Source organism: Corynebacterium sp. p3-SID1056 (genome assembly GCF_025152525.1).
Classification (GTDB): domain Bacteria; phylum Actinomycetota; class Actinomycetes; order Mycobacteriales; family Mycobacteriaceae; genus Corynebacterium.
This window is the reverse complement of sequence record NZ_JALXXL010000006.1, coordinates 17,610-34,700: the sequence shown is the minus strand read 5'-3', so window position 1 is coordinate 34,700 and position 17,091 is coordinate 17,610. Positions and strand designations below refer to the sequence as shown.

Sequence of the window (17,091 nt, the reverse complement as noted above, 5' to 3'; positions counted from 1 at the left end):
CCTAGGGGATTTGGGGCCGCCGCCTCGTGGACTTGAGCTCCGAGCGCCTTTTCTTAGCTTCGAGTCGGCGCCGCACCGAGCCCCGTGTTGGCTTCGTCTTACGCCGTGGGGGAGGCGGTGGCGCGAGGGCCTCGCGCAACAGCGTGGCCATGCGCTCGCGAGCCTCGGACCGGTTGCGGACCTGTGATCGTTGCGTCGACGCGCTCACGGTAAGCACGGTGCCGTCAAGTCGGTGCTCGAGGTTGCGGAAGATGCGGCGGCGGTGGGCGTCGTTAAGCGATGAGCACGTAGCGATATCGACGGAAAGCTGCACTTTGCTGTCCGTAGTATTGACGCCTTGGCCGCCTGGTCCCGACGACTTCGCGAACCGCTCCGTCAGGTCGGCGGCGACGATGACCAGACCCCCGGGGATCCCTGGGCCAGGCGCGATGGTCAGGTCGTTCATACCGCCCAGCTTAGTTAGAGTTGTTTCCGGATCAGACCTGCCGTGCGAGATCAGGGTAGTGTACGACCACTCCGTCACCGTCGACCTCCAACTCCACGTCGACTCCCCGTGTTCCGCTTTCGTATCGGACAGTTTCAGCATCGACGGAGCTGTAGTACTGCTCTGATGCGATCACCTGGAGGGACGGCATATCAATCCAAGCCATGATCAGCTGCGTTTTCGGAACCTGAGTCTCAAGCAGCGTCAAGCGACGAATAGGCATTGTGTTGGTGAGAGGGCACAGACCGAGATCGCAATCGAGTGCGGCTTTCAGGTCGGCTGACTGGACGATACCGGGGGAGGGCAGATCTTCAGGCTGGGCGCCCTCTTCATTGGTTTCCGCCGACCACACGCCTTGCTCGGACCTAAACAGCTCGAGGCTTCGCCCCCATCCGTCGCCTTCAACGTTCACCGACACACGTTCGGTCACCCAGTTCTCTGCGGCGCGCAGCTCCCACGTGGTCTCGTATCCATCGCCGTATTGCACTCCGGAAGCGGTCAAACCGGCTCCTAAAAAATGAACTGCGGCCTCGTTCCGGATGAGGGGAGTCGCGACATGCTCCCACTTATACGTGCGCTCCATGGTGAGGGTTTTACCACGCTTGATGGTGCGAAAAGGCAGGTAGCTTTCGACTGAAACTCGGTTGAGTTCAAATTTAGCGTGTAACGCGAGGCGTTAATGACGTTTCGCGTTATTGGGGAGGTAGGTTGAAGACGCTGTCTCTAACTCCGGTTTTCGTTCGGCCTCGGTCCATTCCGCTACCTCGTGTGAAGAATCTGCAAGCGGTATCGGGCCGTTGAACTATTAGGTTCACCCACAGTTCCCGTGCCTGCACGCATCGAGAAGGACCAGGTGGTGAACTCGAATGACTCGCCTGGTCCAACGTGTGTGTGCGCTCGGCGCGTGGTTTAACCCTATAAGACTTGCCGGTCACAGCCTCAGCGTTTCGGTCGTGCAGCCCGCAGGCCGTTCAAAATCACGATGACCTCGGCGACCTCGTGAACCAACACGACGGCGGCCAAGCCCAGCACGCCGCTGATCGCCAGCGGCATCAGCACGATGATGATGGCCAGAGACAGCACGATGTTCTGGTTAATAATCCTGCTGCCTCGACGGGCGTGCTGCAGCGCCTGCGGGATCAACCGGAGGTCGTGGCCGGTGAAGGCGACGTCAGCGGACTCGATTGCGGCGTCAGAGCCGGTCGCTCCCATCGCTATGCCCACCGTCGCGCCCGCCAGCGCAGGAGCGTCGTTGATGCCGTCGCCAATCATCGCCGTCGGCGTCTTGGAGGAGAGCTCGGCGACGATGCTTGCCTTGTCCTCCGGGCGAAGCTCAGCGCGCACGTCGTCGATTCCGGCGATTTCAGCCAGCGCCCGGGCGGTGCGAGCGTTGTCACCGGTGAGCATGCTCACTTCCACGTCGTTGGCGTGCAGGGTCTGCACAGCTTCGGGCACCTCGGGCCGCAGCTCGTCGCGGACCCCGATCGCCCCGGAGAGGGCATCATCGACGGTGACAAGGACGCAGGTTTGGCCCTCGGACTCCATGCGCTCAACGTCTGACTTTAGTGGCCCGGCGTCGATCCACCGGGGGCTGCCCACCAGCACCCGTCGACCTTCGACGGTGCCGCCGATGCCATGTCCGGCTTCCTCGCTGATGTCCTGGGCGGCGGGCGCTTCGGGCACCGCTGCCGCGATCGCCGCAGCGAGGGGGTGCGTCGATTGCTGCTCAACTGCCGCCGCAAAGGCAAGCACCTGCGCCCGATCGAATCCGTTTGCCTGGACCACGTCGGTAACCTCGGGCTGGTTGCGGGTAAGGGTTCCGGTCTTGTCCACTGCCAGGTGACGGATGCCGCCGAGCCGCTCGAACGCAGCGCCGGACTTGATAACCACGCCGAACTGGCTGGCCGCGCCAATCGCGGCCACGACCGTCAGCGGCACGGAGATTGCCAGCGCGCACGGCGATGCTGCGACCAGGACCACCAACGCGCGGGTGATCCACGTCTCGGGGTCTCCCAGCAGCGAGCCAATCACGCCGACCAGCACTGCCAGGATCATCACCCCGGGCACTAGGGGTTGGGCAATCCGGTCGGCGATCCGGGCGCGGTCGCCCTTTTCCGCCTGCGCCTGCTCGACCAGGTCCACGAGTGTGGTCAGTGAGTTGTCCGTTCCAGCTGCGGTCGTCTCGACCTCCAGCACGCCGGCGGAGTTGATTGCTCCCGCGGGCACCTCGTCGCCGGGCGCAACCTCCTCCGGAATGGATTCTCCGGTGATCGCTGAGGTGTCAAGGCTGGAGCGTCCGGACCGAATGATGCCGTCCGTGGCGATCCGCTCTCCGGGGCGCACGAGCATCAGCTCGCCGGTCACGAGGTCCTTCGCTGCGACTTCGACTGCCGTGCCGTCGCGCAGCACCGTCGCGGTTTGCGGTACCAGCTTCAACAGTGCCCGCAGTCCGCCTTGGGCCCGGTCCATCGCCTTGTCTTCCAGTGCCTCGGCGATCGAGTACAGGAACGCCAGCGCCGCGGCCTCTCCGACGTAACCGAGGATCACCGCGCCGACCGCGCTGATCGTCATAAGCAAGCCAATGCCGAGCTTGCGCTTCGTGACAAGGTTTCGAATTGCGCCGGGCGCAAACGTATATGCACCTAGCAGCAGGCTGACCCAGAATAGTACTGTCGCGGGTGTCTCTAGCCCGGACCAGCCCAGCGCCAGGCCTATGCAGAGGGCTACGCCGGAGAAGATTGGCAGTAGCAACTCGGGGTCCTTCCACCATGGCCGATCGAGATCTTCGATCTCCGTGGCTGGTTCGTGTTCGCATCCGCATGCTGAACTCATGCGTCTGCTCCTTTCCCGTCGCAGCCGGGCACCGAGCACTCAGGGTCGATGCACGGGGCGTTTTCGTCGACAGCCAACGTCGCGTTCACTAGCGCGTTGAGCGCTGTCGCGAGGTGCGGATCGGCGATTTCGTAGCGTGTCTTGCGGCCCTCCGGCTCGGCGACGATGATGCCGCAGTCACGCAAGCAGGTCAGGTGGTTCGAGACGTTCGAGCGGGTCAGGTCCAGGTCGCGCGAAAGCACAGCCGGGTAGCTCGGACCGTCGAGTAGGGTCATCAGGATTCTGGAGCGCGTCGGATCCGCCATGGCCCGGCCGAGCCGGTTCATGACATCGAGGCGTGAAGCAATGGTCAGCATGTGCTGAACTATACAGCAGGTACTGAACTATTCAACAGGCACTGAACTGACATTGAAGCAAAGAGCTTGCGACCTGCAGGCATTAGTCGATGGGATAGCTGGTAACTGGGCCTTCGCGATTCGGCTGCCAACCCAACGCGGGGGCGACATGCGTGGCGAAGTTGTCCAAGATCTTCACGTTGACGTCGACGCCGATCCCGGTGGGGATGGTGATGGGTAGGGTGTCGGCGGACATGACGGCGGCGTCGGCTTTGAGCTGCTCAATGAGTTTGTCCGGCTCGGCGGCGTGGGTGCGGCCGAAGCTGGAGGCGCCGACGTCGGGAAGCATGCCCACCTGATCGGAGCCGGAGGCCTGCATGCCGAACAACTGCATGTCCGCGCCGTCGACGATGGGGAAGACGGAGCGGGACACCGACACGCGCGGCGTCCAATCGTGGCCCGCCTTCTTCCACGCGGCGCGGTAGCGGCTGATCTGTTCCGCCTGGATTTCGCCCAGGGTCTGAGCGGTGGTCTCGGAGACCAGGGTGGAGGACATCAGGTTGAGCCCGTCCTTGGCGGTTTGCTCGGCAGAAGCGTGGGTGCCGGAGCCGTAGAAAATGTGCTTACGTAGCTCGGGCACCATGGGGAAGATCGACAGGGTAGAGCCGGGCTGGAACATGTTGGGGTACTGCCGGTCCAGCGGTGCGGCGGTGGCGAATCCGTTGCCGTCCACTGCATCCATGAACGCCTCGAGGTGGGCTCGTGCCACGTCCGCGCCGTTGGGCGCTTTACCCTTGTAGCCGAAGGCCTCCCAGCCGCGGTCAGCCACCTCGGGGGCGCCGCGCGAGACGCCCAGGGCCACGCGGCCACCGGAAATTTGGTACAGCGACGCGGCCTCTTCGGCGAGGTAGAGCGGGTTTTCATAGCGCATGTTGATGACACCGGTGCCCACCTCGATGTGTTTGGTGGTGGCCGCGACAGCCCCCAGCAGCGGCATCGGGGCGGAGGCCTGCGGCACGAAGTGTTGGACACGGAAGGACGCGTTGTTCACGCCGATTTCGTCCGCAGCCTGGGCGATCTTCAGATGAGTCTTGGCGATCTTTTCCGCAGATGGCCCGCGCTGGCCACCGAAAGCGTAATGCCCGAAGCTAAGGGAAGAATACGAACGCTTTCATTGGATACCACTCCTTTTGATGGCGTTAACGAGAAAGTAACTTTGCAACGAGATACCGTGGACTCAAGCTCGACGTCTAGGGGCGTAGCAAGACGGTAGATCGCTTTTTCGATTCGACGCTTTGGGGCACTACCGGGGTCCCCGGTGGTCTTCTTAGATTGAGGAGGATGCCGTGGCTGACTGAGCCGTAGTCCGAGTTTCCGCACCCCTGGCCTCTGGTGTACGCGCTAGCTCTGCTCGGGGTAGCGCACGAGGAGATCGTTGCCGATGACTGCGCCGTCGTTGAGCGTTGCCTCGCTCACCTTCGCCCCGGCTGCGCCCAAGCCCATAATGTGGCCAACCTCGTCACCGTGGGCGATGAGGCGGTCGGCGATGATACGCCGGTGGCAGCGCCACCACACCGCCTCGGCGCACATGATCGCGGTGGGGGTTTCGGCGGCGTTCGCCCGTAGCTGCGAGATCGCGTCGGAGAATTCCTCGCCCAGCGCATGGTCGGCGTAATTGTGGAAGCTGCGGTTACGCCAGTTGCCGTTAACCTCAAAAGGCACCGAGTGAGACACGTTGCGCCGTCCGGTGAGGCCCTCGCTTCTGCTGTAAGTGATGCCACATGTGGGAAGGTGTTCGGCAAGGTGGTCGCCGTTGAACCACGGGTACTTCCTGGACCCGGGCAGCTTGCGCACATCTACGATGGATGTCACACCGGCAGCCTTGATCATTTCAGCGAAGTCCTCGAACTCGAGGTTGGAGTGGCCCACGGTGAAAATGCGCATGTCACCAATGCTAGGACCCGGCCGTTGGATTGTATACAGTAAATGACGAGTGTCATAGAAGGAGCAGGCCTCCATATCTGGAGACGTGAGCATGACAAGCGAAGGATTTCCTATGCGCGACATTGAAAGCCTTATTGCCGTCGACGATCCTGCCTGGCCCCATCTACAGCAGGCACTGACCGAGTCCGACGCTATTGTGCTCCCCATTGACCCTGAGCAGGGACGCCGCTCGCTGTGGGAATTGCAGGTTACTGCTGCGTCGATGATGGGAGCTGTCGCGCTTCACTCGGGCGGCATCGTCGCCGAACGAGGCTGGGTGCGATTGTACGGCGGCGGGAGTGGGCACTTGCCGAGCATCGCCAAAGCCAACGGGCTGGGAGGCCACATTGCGGTGCCACCCGGCGAGCTCATCGTTGGGCACGACGTCCTCGGCGGCCTATTTGCCATCGATGGCGGCGCGCTGGGGGTAGCACCCGGCGAGGCCTGCTACTTCGGCCCGGACACGCTCACATGGGACGGCCTCGGCGGCGGCTACTCGGCGTTCCTTATGGCAGCGCTGGGCGGAGGGCTGGAGGCAGTTTTTAACGGGCTGCGTTGGCCTGGTTGGCAGGATGAGGTGGCGTCGTTGGCGTTGTCGCAGGGCATTTCCCTCTACCCTCCGCCGTCCACCGTCGAGGGCAGTGACGTGAGCAAGGTGACGAGGTCCGTGGTCAGCATCCAAGAGTTGCTGGGGTATACGTGACACGAAGGCGGCGCCCGAAACGCAATCACTCCTTGGTCCGCGAACACCCGACGTGTGCTATCACATCCACATGAACGAAAACGCAAAGCTTGCGCGAGTCTTCGCCTACCCATTTGGCGACATTTACGGCAACTATGTGGCCAAGGTGGAGCGGAAAGGCCACACGCGAGACGAGCTCGACGACGTCCTCGGGTGGTTCACCCAGCTGAGGCCCGAGGGGATCCACGCTGCAGCTGAATCAGGGAAGACGCTCCAGGACTTCTTCGAGGATCTTTCGCTCACCCCGAATGCCGACCTGATTGCCGGCAAGGTGTGCGGTGTCCGGGTAGAAGAGGTCGAAGACGATCTCATGCGCCGCATCCGCATGATGGACCTGCTTGTCGACGAGCTCGCCCGCGGCAAGAAAATCGAAAACATCAAGCGCGGCTAGATTTGGATGACTATACGCGTCACGCTTGCTGCGCCACAGCACGCTGCCGCGGTCGCAGGACTTTTGCGCGACTTTAACGCCGAGTTTTCGACCCCGTGCCCGCCGTTGGAAGTGGTTGAAAAACGCTTCGCGCAACTGATCGCGGGGGACCAAGCCTATGTGGTGCTGGCGCAAGATACAGAGCCGACCGGTTTTGCCCTCATTACGCTGCGTCCGAGCCCGTACTACGCTGGTCCTATTGCCACGCTCGACGAACTTTACGTGCGCCCCGCGCTGCGCGGACAAGGTATCGGCTCGCGCATCATGGAGCTCGCGGAGTCGCGCGCTCGCACGCTGGGTGTGGGAGAGGTGCAGATCAACGTCGATGAAGTGGACGAGGCCGCGCGCCGCTTTTACGAGCGTCGCGGCTACTCCAACATTGAGGCAGGCCAGAACTACCGAATGCTCTGCTATGTCAGGCCGTTGTAGCGCCGGTGGATCGAACCACAATCGCCCATTCGGGCTTCATTAGAGCGTTGCGACGGCTTTCGCCATTGCGTGCAGCGTCGTTGTTGCGTGCTTGAGTGCTTCCGGTTGGTCCGCCATTTCAGAGGCGCGGATGACGGCGGCGTTGATTAAGGCGATATCGGTGGGGGAGACCCCAGGACAGAAGCGCTCCACGATGTCTTCAAATCCAGCGTGTGCTGCTTGGACCTCTTCGTTCGCAAACGCGTCGGGGAATTGGTGCGCTGCGGTCATCAGCGGGCCGTGGGATCCGTGGATAAACAGGTCGAGCATCGCATCCACGTAGGCACAAATCCGCGCTTCCGGCTCCGGGGGTGCGTCCTGGACTGCGGCGGAAAGCTTCTCGTTCCATTTTTCGGTAGCGAGGACGAGGAGCTGGACCATGAGGTCGTGCTGGGAGGCGGCATAGCGGTAGACGCTGGAGCGCGCCAGGCCGACTTCGGAGGCCACCTCGGCCAGGGTGGGAACCCTCCCGGCACTGTCGATGATTAAGCGCTCCGCGGCCTCGAGCACTGCGCGGTGTTGGACCGCGCGGTGCTCGGCCACGGTGGATTCCGTAATTTTCGGCATGCTACCAGTTTAGCGCTCCGAAAGCGTACTACTTCGACGCCTTGAGGTTGCCGTCCACCATCTCGAGCACGCGGTCGCAGTGGCCGAGTACTTCGTAGTCGTGGGTGACCATGACCCCGGCGACGTTGAACTCGTGGCACTCGCGGGCGAGCAGCTCGACAATTTCCTGGGAGCGGTTGCGGTCGAGGGCGGCGGTGGGCTCGTCGACAAGCAGCACCTGCGGGTTTGCCACAAGGGCGCGCGCAATGCCGACGCGCTGGCGCTCGCCGCCGGACAGGCTGCCGGGGCGGTGATGCGCGCGCTTGGTCATGTCAACCTTCTCGAGTAGCTCGGCGTTGGAGTAGCGGCCGCGTTCGCCCGCGACGCGGGCAGCCAGTTCAAGCTGTTCTTCGGCGGTCAGTGCCGAGGGAAGACTGCCGGAGGACTGGAAGACGAAGCCGATGTGCTTGCGGCGGACCTCTGCCAGCCCGGCGCCGTCCAAGCCGGTGATCTCGTGGCCGGCGACGGTGACCTGCCCGGAATCCGGCGAGGTGAGCGCGCCTGCGACGGCGAGCAGCGTCGATTTGCCTGAGCCCGAGGGGCCGACGATGGCGACGAACTCGCCGGGGTTCACGCTCAAGTTGACGCGGTTGAGCGCGGTGACTTGGGAGTCGCCGTCGCTGTAGTTGATAGTAACGTCGATAAGTTCAAGTGCGGGGCTCATCGGTTCTCTCCTAGGGCTGCGAGCGGGTTGGTGCGGGTGACGCGGTACACAGCGACGAGTGCGCCGATTAGGCCCGCGACAAACAGGATGAGGCTGCCGCCAATGACGGAGCCGAACTCGGTGGCATACGGCATGGCAGTCTGTTCCAGCAGGCTGCCGAGTCCGACGGCGATGAGCGCGCCGGCGAGAATCGAGATCGCGAGGATGGTGACGGCCTGGCCGATGCTGTCGCGCAGGAGGAAGCCCTTGGTTGCGCCCATGGCACGCAGGGTGGCGATGCTGCTTGCGCGCTGGATGGTCCACACCAGGAAAAATGCGCCGGTGACAAGGGCGGCGATGACGAAGAGGAACCACTTAATCATGGTCAGCGTCATCATCTCGGCGGTGTAGCCGGGGGAGGAGTCGAAGCTCTCCTTTAGGGTGCGCACGTCAAAACCCGCGGCCTCGGTGAGCGACTCGGCGTCGGGTTTGTCGGCCGTTTTGGCCACGACCACTGAGGCTTCGTCGTAGGCCTCGGGGTTGACCGCTTCGCCGTGGCGGGCGCCGGCGTGGATTTCCTGCCACACATCAATTGGCAGGTAGGCCACGTCGACGTGGCCGAAGGTGCGCTGGCCATCGGCGAAACCAACGACGTTGAGCGGGGTATCCAGGCGGTCGATGGTAATGGTGTCGCCCACGGCAATGCCCTCGTCTTCTAGCGTGGAGGAGACAATCACATCGTGCGGGGTCGTCGTCTGGCTGTCTGCCTCGACCTGCGTCGCCATGTCTGGCAGGCCCTCGGGGGCGATAAAGGAGTCGGGTTCGACGCCGAGCAGGGTGAGATCCACGGCGGTGCCCTCTTGGTTGTGGGCGTTGGCGATGGTCAGGCCAAGCGGAGCTGCGTCCTCGACCCCGTCGAGCGCGGCGAACTTCTCCGCCTGGTCGGTTTCGACGATCGAACGGGTGAAGGCGGAGTCGGTTTGGGTGCCGTCCTCAAAGGCGATGACATCGGCGTCCAAGGCCTTAAGCCCGGAGACGCCGTCGTTGACCAGCCCTGCGGTGAGTCCGGAGATGATGACGACGAGCAGGGACATCAGCCCCAGCACGGCGCCCATCAAGAGAAAGCGGGTGCGCGCAAAAAGCATTTCGCGCCAAGCGAGATACATAGTGAAACGTCCTGAAAATCCTGGTGGTAGTGCGGCCGGGCGGCCGCACACCACATGTTAGCAACATAGTGTCGCGAACATGGAAACGGGGCGTCGCCAAACTACGCGCCGGGGGTCACATGCTCAGTCTTCACACTGCGGTGCCGTACCCTTGAGCACCATGGCCACGAAGTACAAGTTTTCCCTTCCGAATGAGCACTGGGCGCAGGTATCGACGCCCGCGAACATGGATTTTCTGCTCACCCGTCCAGCGGATGCCGAGCAGTCCGTGTTCATGCCGCCAACGATCAGCGGGCTGACCGCCACGCTCGCTGAGGACGCCGACATGCAAGCGGTGATGAAAGATAACCTCGCACGCCTAGAGCAGGCCGGACAGAACCCGCGCGTGGAGCAGGGCGAAGTAAGCCCGGACGGCAACGCGGGCCTGCAGCAGGTCACGCTAAGTGCCTCCGCTGAGGACGGCACCCGCGGCGAGGTCGCCCAGCTGCAGAACTACCTCATCTTGCGTGAGCGGGGCAGCGTGACCCGTTGGGTAGTCATGGTGGTGCTCACCGCGGACGTGGGCCGGATCCAGGAGCTGGCACCGGAGTTTCAAAAGCTGCTCGACTCCATCGAATTCGTCTAACACACAATGTCAGCGCGCTCCCCGGAAAACATTCTTCTGCGTCTTGGTGACGATCAGGAGGAGAAAGTGCGGTCGATTTACGCAGCGCTGCACCAGCGGGGCTTGCCGCTGCAGCACCAGCGCCCGCACATTTCGCTCACGTTTGCACAGAAGTTGGAGCAACGAGTCGTGGAGGAAGCCGCAGCCCTTTTGCCGCCCCTGCTACCTGCGCGACTGGACCGGGTGGGCGTGGTGGTCTTTGGCACGAAGTCGAAACAGACCGTCGCCTGGCTGCTTGAAGCGCCGGAGGAGCTCGACGCGGCGGCCCGGACGCTGAGTGCGTTGAACTCGCATGGTCGCGGGGCACGGTGGGTGCCGCACCTGACCATGGGGCTGCGCATCCCAAAAGCAACGGTGCCTGACTACCTCAGCGCGCTCGCCGAGGTGACCAGTCCGCACTTCAAGACACTTTCCGCCGAAAAAGCCGTCTACTTTCGCCCTGCTACTGGCGAGGAGTTTGCGTTGTAGTACCCCGGGACGGCATGACCACCGTGGGGTACTTGCGCACGTAGCCGACCGCGATGATCGTGAGCGCAGCCAATGCGCCAAGTACGGTTTCGGCCGTTCGTGCCAGCAGCATGGGGCCGACCGGGGCTGCTTGCACCGTCTGGATCATCAGTAGCGCAGTCGGGGTAATAAAGCTCGCGGCGATGGTGTAATTGCGCGTGACGTACATCTCGGTGAGGTATTGCAGGATGACGATCCATACCACGATTTGCCAACCCTGCAGCGAGTGGGAGAGCAAAAAGCCAGTAATGGCAATGCCGCTCAGCGTGCCCAAGACGCGCTCGATGGCGCGGTAGTACTGCATCTTGAAGCGCGAGTTCACCAGAGGCGCGACGGAGGCGACCATCGCCCAGTAGAAGTGGGAAAGCGGGTCGATGAGATTGACCGAAACCAGCCCGATGGTGCCGGCGAGCAGGGGCGAGAAGAAAAAGCGGCTGGCCTCTACCCGCAGTCGTCGCCGCGGCATAGGGCCGGCATCCGGGGCGCGGTTCGGGCGCTCGGGTTCGTGCGCGTCGCCGCCCGGGCCCTCGCCGATGAGGTGAGAGAGTTGGCCGAGCACAAGGCACACCAGCGCGGCCCCGCCAGCGATGGCGAACGCGAGCAGCGGGTGCACCGGATTGTCGAGCGAGCCGACCGCGGCCACCGAGAAGATCACAAACACCGACCCGGTCGGCTTCATATCAGTGGCCAGCGCGATCGTCGCCCACACCGAGGACGTCACCGAGCTCACCAGCAGCAGAATCCACGGGCTGAGGCTGAACCAGGCGATCGTCGCGCCGAGCGTCACCGATAAGGTCAGCGCGAGTCCAGCGAGGATATGGTGGTGCAGCCGCATGGTGCGCGTCGCGTGCCTGCCGTACACCCCGGTAAACGCACCAAAGCTCGCGTAAATAGCCAGGTCAAGTCGCCCAAGCGCCAGCAGCGCAAACATGGGGATGGCCACGCCCAGCGCGGTGCGAAACGCAGGAATATGGTCGCGCCTGGCGGGCCCCATGTGAAACAGCGGGCTGAAATGGTGCAACGTTGGCCTCCCTAGTGCAGAACTTTGACGGACGCCGACTGACTTTAATCAGTCGCGGCGGGGGAGGTGCTCGTTGGCGTCGAGAAGCAGAGCCCCTGGCACGTCGAGCTTGCTTGTCGACGCCCCGACCACCACATTCCCATACCCCGTCCCCGCAGTCAGCACCGCGGTATGCCCGAAGACTTCACGCAGGCCAGCGAGCTCCTCGCGGGTGGTGGGCAACCCCTGTGTGTCGCCAATGTTGGCCAAGAACAACCCGCCAGGGCGCAGCGCGCGGCGGGCGGCGGTGTAGAACTCCACGGTGGTCAGCGCGCGCGGGGTGGTAGGGCCGGCGAACACATCGCGAACAATCAGGTCCTGTGAGCCCGGCGCGAGCGCGTGGGTAAAGGCGCGGGCCTCGGCGACTGCCAGCGTGACCGGCGGGTCGAACGCCCAGCGCACCAGGGCAGCAAGTTCGCGGTCCAGCTCGACCGCCACGTTGGAGGAGCGTGGGTAACGGTGCTGCACGTATGAGGCGAAGGAGCACGCGCCCGCGCCCAAGTGCACAGCGGAGAAGTCTTCGGGCAGGGGACGCGCCGCGATGATTTCTGCGAACCAGCGCATGTAGTCGTAGTGGAGCACTTCCGGTGCGTCCAACACAACATAGGAGGACGGCACACGGTTGACCTCAAGCGTGTAGCCGCCATCGCGCGCCGGGTCGGCGAGGATGGCGGCGGTGCCCGTGGCGATGGGGTACGTGCCCTCGATGCGCTTCTTGGGGGCGCGAGGCTTGCCGCGGCTCACGTGATTTGGCCCAGGCTTAGCCCAGAAACGCCTTGTCGGACAAGGTTGCGCCCTTGATTGCGGCGAACTGCGCGAGCAGATCGTGGACGGTGAGCTTGCGCTTCTCCTCGCCTTCGGTCTGCCAGACAATGCGGCCTTCGTGCATCATGATCAAGCGGTTGCCAACGCGCAGCGCCTGCTCCATGTTGTGGGTCACCATGAGCGTGGTCAGCCCGCCCTCTTCGACGATGCTGTGCGTCAGCGTGGTCACCAGGTCGGCGCGCTGCGGGTCGAGCGCGGCGGTGTGCTCGTCGAGAAGCATGACCTTTGGTTGGGTAAAGCCGGCCATGAGCAGCGAGAGTGCCTGGCGCTGACCGCCGGAGAGCAGGCCCACCTTGTGCCCCATGCGGTCCTCTAAACCCAGCTCTAGGGTGACGAGCTGCTCGCGGAAGAACTCGCGGCGGGAGCTGCTCAGGGAGCGGCCGAGCCCACGGCGCTTGCCGCGCAGGTAGGCAAGCGAAAGGTTCTCCTCGATGGTGAGGTTCGGGGCCGTGCCGGCCAGCGGATCTTGGAACACGCGGCCAATGTGGGTGGCGCGCTGGTGTTCCTTCATTCGCGTGATGTCCGCGCCGTCGATGCGCACGGTGCCGGTGTCCGGCCGCAGGCGCCCGGCGACGGTGTTGAGCAGCGTCGACTTGCCCGCGCCGTTGGAACCGATGATGGTGCAAAAATCGCCCTCGGCCAGATCCAAGTCGATGCCGGCGAGCGCGATGCGCTCGTTGGCGGTGCCGGGGAAGAAGGTCTTGTGCACATTGGAAATTGTCAGCATTATGCGTCCGCCTTTGCACGTGCAGCCGGTGTGGTGCGCTTACGCCCGGTGCTGGGTAGCACCTTTGGCAGCAGCAGCGCGGCGATGACCAGGACTGCGGAGACGAGCTTCATGTCGTTCGGGTTCAAGCCGAGCTGTAGCGCGAAGAAGATGATCATGCGGTAGGCCACGGCACCGATGAGCACCGCCACGATTGCCTGCAGGAGCGCGCGCTGGCCGACGATGGCCTGCCCCACGATCACGGAGGCCAAGCCAACGACGATCAGACCAATGCCCATGGAGATGTCAGCAAACCCCTGGAACTGTGCGACGAGCGCGCCAGACATGCCGACCAGCCCGTTCGACAGCGCGAGCGTGAGGATCTTCGTCGCGTCGGTGGACACGCCGAAGGAAGTGATCATCTGCCCGTTGTCGCCGGTCGCGCGGATGGCCAGGCCCAGGTCGGTGGTGAGGAACCAGTAGACCAGCATGGCGAGCAGCAGCACGGAGACCGCGAGCAAACCAACGCCGCCCCAGGAGTGCAGCAGCCCGGCATCCTTCAGCGGGCTGAAGGCGGTATCGCTGCGCAACAGCGGCAGGTTTGCCCCGCCCATGATGCGCAGGTTGATCGACCACAGGCCGATCTGGGTGAGAATACCGGCCAACAGCCCGTCGATTCCGCCCTTGGTGTGCAAAAGCCCGGTGACGACGCCCGCGGCAAAGCCGGCGCAAAACCCAGCAGCCGTCGCGAGAAACGGGTTGACGCCGCCGAGGATGAGCACCGCGGCGGTGCCCGCGCCGGTAGTAAATGAGCCGTCTACTGTCAGGTCCGCGAAGTTGAGGACGCGGAAGGTGAGGTAGACCCCCAGCGCCATGACCCCGTAGATCAGGCCGAGTTCAAGCGCCGGGATCATACAGTCTCAGCCTGCTTCAAGATCTCCTCGGGAATCTCCACGCCCTGCGCCTTCGCAGCGTCTTCGTTGACCACGTAGGAGAACTCGGTGGCCGTCTCCACTGGCATCTCAGCCGGATCCTCGCCGTCGCGTAGGATGCGCAGCGCCATCTCGCCCGTCTGGCGGCCGAGCTCCTTGTAATCAATGCCGATGGTGGCCGCAGCACCGCCCTCGACGGTGCCAGCCTCGGCGCCGATCACGGGGATCTGGTGCTGTTCAGCCACCTGTACCAGCGAGGAAATGCCAGAGACCACCATGTTGTCGGTGGGCACGTAGAAGGCGTCGACGTCTTTGAGGGTCTCCGCCGCCTGCGGGATCTCGCCCACGCTGGTCACCGTTTGCGTCTCGACGGTCCAGCCGCGCTCTTTTGCTTCCTTCTCCGCGTCCTTGACCTGGATCTGCGAATTCACCTCGCCGGAGGCGTAGACAATGCCGATCGTCTTAGTCTCCGGGGAAAGCTGCTCAATCAGGTCGAACTGGTCTTTGAGCGGTGTCTTGTCGGAGGTGCCGGTGATGTTGGCACCCGGCGCGTCCCAGTCGTTGACCAACTCGGCTTCGACCGGGTCGGTCACGGAGGTAAACAGAATCGGGGTATCAGTGACGTTCTGCGCCATCGCCTGTGCCGCCGGGGTGGCGTTGGCGAGGATGAGGTCGAGGTTCTGGCCGGCGAATTGCTGCGCGATGGTCAGCGCGGTGGCTTGTTCGCCGTTGGCGTTCTGCTCGGTGAACTCGACGTCCACGCCGGCGTCGGCAAACGCTTCCTTGAAGCCCTCGGTCGCAGCGTCGAGCGCGGGGTGCTGCACGAGCTGGCTGATACCGATGGAGTAGCTCTCGGCGCCGGTGTCTGTGCCGCCCTCACCGTCGGAGGAACAGGCGGCAAGGGCGGGGAAAGTCAGCGCGCTAGTTGCGAGTAGGGCTAGGGCGGGGCGGGAGGGGTGCATGGTTCATCCTTCGGTTAAGGGAAACGTGATGAACGTTAGGTTAATAGATTCTCGCCTGTGCCGAGGGATAAATGTCAAAGAAATTGTGAGCTGTCATGCAGGAGTGCCCAAGGTTTCTTACTTGCCGAGCTCTTTGCGACGCTCATACGCGATCCGGAGTCGCTCAGCGCGTTCCTTGTTGTCCTTCTTCTCGAGTTCTTCCAGCACGTCGTATTCCTCTTCAGAGATGTCAGCAAAGGAATAAATGCCCAGGCACACCACACCCACGATCGGCCAGGCAACCCAGGCCATCGATACATCGAAGATGAATTGCAGCAGAAAGAACACCGCCGCACCGAGCCCTACCACGAGCGCGGCCGCGCGATCGCAGTTCCGTTTGACGCGCAACTTGCGCTCCAGCTCGGCCTCACGGGCCGAGGTGGCGAGGGATGAGTCGGTGGGTGTTTCCAGGCTCTTGCGAGAAGCCCGCTCCGGCAGATCACGGAAGAGCGCCTCAATCTCGCTGCGTGTTTTCGCTGTTGCTGCCTTCGCCGTGCGTTCGTCGAACTCAGCGACGTCGAGGTAGCCGTCGGCGAAATGTTCGCCAAGGCGGTCGAGGGCGGCCGAGCGCTCGGCGTCGCCTACGCGCATCTCGGGAGTGTCGGCCACGGTGCCATCCTTTCGCGTAGGGGGGTAGTGCGTGTCACCTATAAGATATCGCAGGAATTACGCGCCTACCGGGAAGCGATCAAGCACCGCTTCGAGCTGTGCCTGCACCTGTGGCCAGGGGCTGGATAAATCGATGGTGGTGGCCCCGATGCGGTGCCCGCCGATTTCGACGTCGAGCTCAGGCTGAATCGGTCCGTGAGTGCGCGCATACAGCAACAGACCGCCCACCGGCGTCGTTGAGGCGGCCGCCGCGTTTCGGACATAGGCGTGGATTTGGTACAGGTGGTCCGAACGCAAGCTCGCCTTGTCGAAGCGACCGTAGCTCATCGGCTGGGCATAAAACTTGGTATCCACGATCAGCGTGGATGCCGGGCCGGTCAGCGTAATATCCGTGTGCATGCTTGGGAGCTGCTGCTTGCCGACGCCACGTTCACCTTCAAGATCCCATCCCACCTGCGCCGAGCGCGCTTTGAGCTGTGGGTGGTGGAAGCGGAAATACTCCTTCACGAAATTTTCAAACAGTGTGCTCATCTCCTCGGTGTGTTGCCAGGGGAGCGCGGCGTTGCCCGGATCGTTTCCGGGAAGCAGACCTCGAACGGCGAGCTCGCACGCTCCGAGGAGCCAGCGATAGGAGGCATTGCTGCGATGGAGGTGCAGTTGGTCGAAGTTCAGGGTCCTGATCGGAACGCGGGAGACGCTTGCGAAGTAGGGGAGGAGCCTGGTGAGCGCGCGCCGGCGATGCGGCGCAACCTGTGGGTGGCGCGCAAGCATGAGAACGACTGCGTAAATCGCCCGGTTGAGGGCTATGTCGGGGAAGAATTCCTCGTATTCGCACACGACTGTGCCGCGTTGCGTCAGTTGCCGAGTGAACGTCGCTGCTATGTCGACGCGCCCCCTGATAGTTCGCAACTCCTCGCGCTGCGGGAGGTATTGGTGATGGAGACCGCGTTTGATCTGACGTGCGGTTTCCTCCGCGATGACGTGCGCGAGCAGGTCGTGGAGGTGATCGAAGTCCTGCGGGGCGCCTTGTGCCGGTGAAGCTCGCTCGAGGCACCGAAAGGCATACGCCATCATCACGTGCACGTTACCGAGCAGCAC

The 17,091-nt window shown here is 63.4% G+C and carries 20 protein-coding genes and 1 pseudogene; 5 read left to right on the top strand and 16 right to left on the bottom strand.

Features of this window, described 5'->3' with window-relative positions:
• Nucleotide 1: 1 nt before the first annotated feature.
• From arfB to M3G14_RS06565, 6 genes and pseudogenes are all read right to left on the bottom strand, one after another.
• The gene (arfB, locus tag M3G14_RS06590) at nt 2-445 is read right to left on the bottom strand and encodes an alternative ribosome rescue aminoacyl-tRNA hydrolase ArfB (RefSeq protein ID WP_259925662.1); all 444 of its coding nucleotides are present in this window, start codon (nt 443-445) and stop codon (nt 2-4) included.
• Nucleotides 446-476: 31 nt separating this feature from the next.
• Nucleotides 477-1,067, bottom strand: coding sequence for a putative glycolipid-binding domain-containing protein (locus tag M3G14_RS06585; RefSeq protein WP_396122203.1), 591 nt, complete (start codon nt 1,065-1,067; stop codon nt 477-479).
• Between the two features lie 356 nt (nt 1,068-1,423).
• Complete coding sequence (locus M3G14_RS06580; RefSeq protein ID WP_259925657.1) at nt 1,424-3,316, bottom strand: cation-translocating P-type ATPase; 1,893 nt, start codon at nt 3,314-3,316, stop codon at nt 1,424-1,426.
• Complete coding sequence (locus M3G14_RS06575; protein ID WP_038589587.1) at nt 3,313-3,672, bottom strand: helix-turn-helix transcriptional regulator; 360 nt, start codon at nt 3,670-3,672, stop codon at nt 3,313-3,315. Before M3G14_RS06575 ends, M3G14_RS06580 begins: the two co-directional genes overlap by 4 nt.
• An 82-nt stretch (nt 3,673-3,754) precedes the next feature.
• Nucleotides 3,755-4,813, bottom strand: a pseudogene (locus tag M3G14_RS06570) (LLM class flavin-dependent oxidoreductase); the annotation flags it as partial.
• A 239-nt stretch (nt 4,814-5,052) separates the two neighbouring features.
• Nucleotides 5,053-5,595, bottom strand: coding sequence for a DUF488 family protein (locus tag M3G14_RS06565; RefSeq protein ID WP_259925654.1), 543 nt, complete (start codon nt 5,593-5,595; stop codon nt 5,053-5,055).
• 112 nt (nt 5,596-5,707) lie between these two features.
• Here M3G14_RS06565 and M3G14_RS06560 point away from each other — a divergent pair, with 112 nt between their 5' ends.
• The 3 genes from M3G14_RS06560 (at nt 5,708) to M3G14_RS06550 (ending at nt 7,235) form a co-directional block, all read left to right on the top strand.
• Nucleotides 5,708-6,337: a DUF2625 domain-containing protein gene (locus M3G14_RS06560; RefSeq protein ID WP_259925653.1), complete on the top strand. Its 630-nt coding sequence runs from the start codon at nt 5,708-5,710 to the stop codon at nt 6,335-6,337.
• Between the two features lie 70 nt (nt 6,338-6,407).
• Nucleotides 6,408-6,767 carry a DUF2200 domain-containing protein gene (locus M3G14_RS06555; protein WP_259925652.1) on the top strand — a complete coding sequence of 120 codons (360 nt, stop codon included), beginning with the start codon at nt 6,408-6,410 and terminating at the stop codon, nt 6,765-6,767.
• 6 nt (nt 6,768-6,773) lie between these two features.
• Nucleotides 6,774-7,235 carry a GNAT family N-acetyltransferase gene (locus M3G14_RS06550; RefSeq protein WP_259925650.1) on the top strand — a complete coding sequence of 154 codons (462 nt, stop codon included), beginning with the start codon at nt 6,774-6,776 and terminating at the stop codon, nt 7,233-7,235.
• A gap of 39 nt (nt 7,236-7,274) precedes the next feature.
• Here M3G14_RS06550 and M3G14_RS06545 read toward each other — a convergent pair whose 3' ends face one another.
• Genes M3G14_RS06545 through M3G14_RS06535 form a run of 3 tightly spaced genes read right to left on the bottom strand, consistent with a single transcriptional unit; the run spans nt 7,275 to nt 9,689 of the window.
• Entirely contained in the window at nt 7,275-7,841 is a 567-nt protein-coding gene (locus tag M3G14_RS06545; RefSeq protein WP_259925649.1) for a TetR/AcrR family transcriptional regulator, read from the bottom strand.
• A gap of 28 nt (nt 7,842-7,869) precedes the next feature.
• Nucleotides 7,870-8,544: an ABC transporter ATP-binding protein gene (locus tag M3G14_RS06540; RefSeq protein WP_259925648.1), complete on the bottom strand. Its 675-nt coding sequence runs from the start codon at nt 8,542-8,544 to the stop codon at nt 7,870-7,872.
• A complete protein-coding gene (locus M3G14_RS06535) occupies nt 8,541-9,689 on the bottom strand; it encodes an FtsX-like permease family protein (protein ID WP_259925647.1) in 1,149 nt (382 codons plus the stop codon). Before M3G14_RS06535 ends, M3G14_RS06540 begins: the two co-directional genes overlap by 4 nt.
• Nucleotides 9,690-9,849: 160 nt before the next feature.
• Here M3G14_RS06535 and M3G14_RS06530 point away from each other — a divergent pair, with 160 nt between their 5' ends.
• The gene (locus tag M3G14_RS06530) at nt 9,850-10,314 is read left to right on the top strand and encodes a hypothetical protein (RefSeq protein ID WP_259925646.1); all 465 of its coding nucleotides are present in this window, start codon (nt 9,850-9,852) and stop codon (nt 10,312-10,314) included.
• Between the two features lie 6 nt (nt 10,315-10,320).
• Nucleotides 10,321-10,821, top strand: coding sequence for a 2'-5' RNA ligase family protein (locus tag M3G14_RS06525; RefSeq protein ID WP_259925645.1), 501 nt, complete (start codon nt 10,321-10,323; stop codon nt 10,819-10,821).
• Here the strand turns inward: M3G14_RS06525 and M3G14_RS06520 are convergent.
• The 7 genes from M3G14_RS06520 to M3G14_RS06490 form a co-directional block, all read right to left on the bottom strand.
• Entirely contained in the window at nt 10,796-11,854 is a 1,059-nt protein-coding gene (locus M3G14_RS06520; RefSeq protein WP_259925644.1) for an FUSC family protein, read from the bottom strand. The two genes, M3G14_RS06525 and M3G14_RS06520, sit on opposite strands and share 26 nt — an antisense overlap.
• 75 nt (nt 11,855-11,929) lie before the next feature.
• A complete protein-coding gene (locus tag M3G14_RS06515; RefSeq protein ID WP_259925642.1) occupies nt 11,930-12,664 on the bottom strand; it encodes a spermidine synthase in 735 nt (244 codons plus the stop codon).
• Nucleotides 12,665-12,680: 16 nt separating this feature from the next.
• Nucleotides 12,681-13,472, bottom strand: coding sequence for an ABC transporter ATP-binding protein (locus M3G14_RS06510; RefSeq protein ID WP_259925641.1), 792 nt, complete (start codon nt 13,470-13,472; stop codon nt 12,681-12,683).
• Nucleotides 13,472-14,365, bottom strand: coding sequence for an ABC transporter permease (locus tag M3G14_RS06505; RefSeq protein WP_259925639.1), 894 nt, complete (start codon nt 14,363-14,365; stop codon nt 13,472-13,474). The genes M3G14_RS06510 and M3G14_RS06505 overlap by 1 nt, the downstream gene beginning before the upstream one ends.
• Nucleotides 14,362-15,345 (bottom strand): ABC transporter substrate-binding protein, encoded by a 984-nt coding sequence (locus M3G14_RS06500; RefSeq protein ID WP_259925637.1) that lies wholly within the window; start codon nt 15,343-15,345, stop codon nt 14,362-14,364. The genes M3G14_RS06505 and M3G14_RS06500 overlap by 4 nt, the downstream gene beginning before the upstream one ends.
• A 117-nt stretch (nt 15,346-15,462) precedes the next feature.
• Entirely contained in the window at nt 15,463-15,993 is a 531-nt protein-coding gene (locus M3G14_RS06495) for a DUF1707 domain-containing protein (RefSeq protein WP_259925636.1), read from the bottom strand.
• A gap of 57 nt (nt 15,994-16,050) precedes the next feature.
• Nucleotides 16,051-17,091 carry a 5-methylcytosine restriction system specificity protein McrC gene (locus tag M3G14_RS06490; RefSeq protein WP_259925635.1) on the bottom strand — a complete coding sequence of 347 codons (1,041 nt, stop codon included), beginning with the start codon at nt 17,089-17,091 and terminating at the stop codon, nt 16,051-16,053.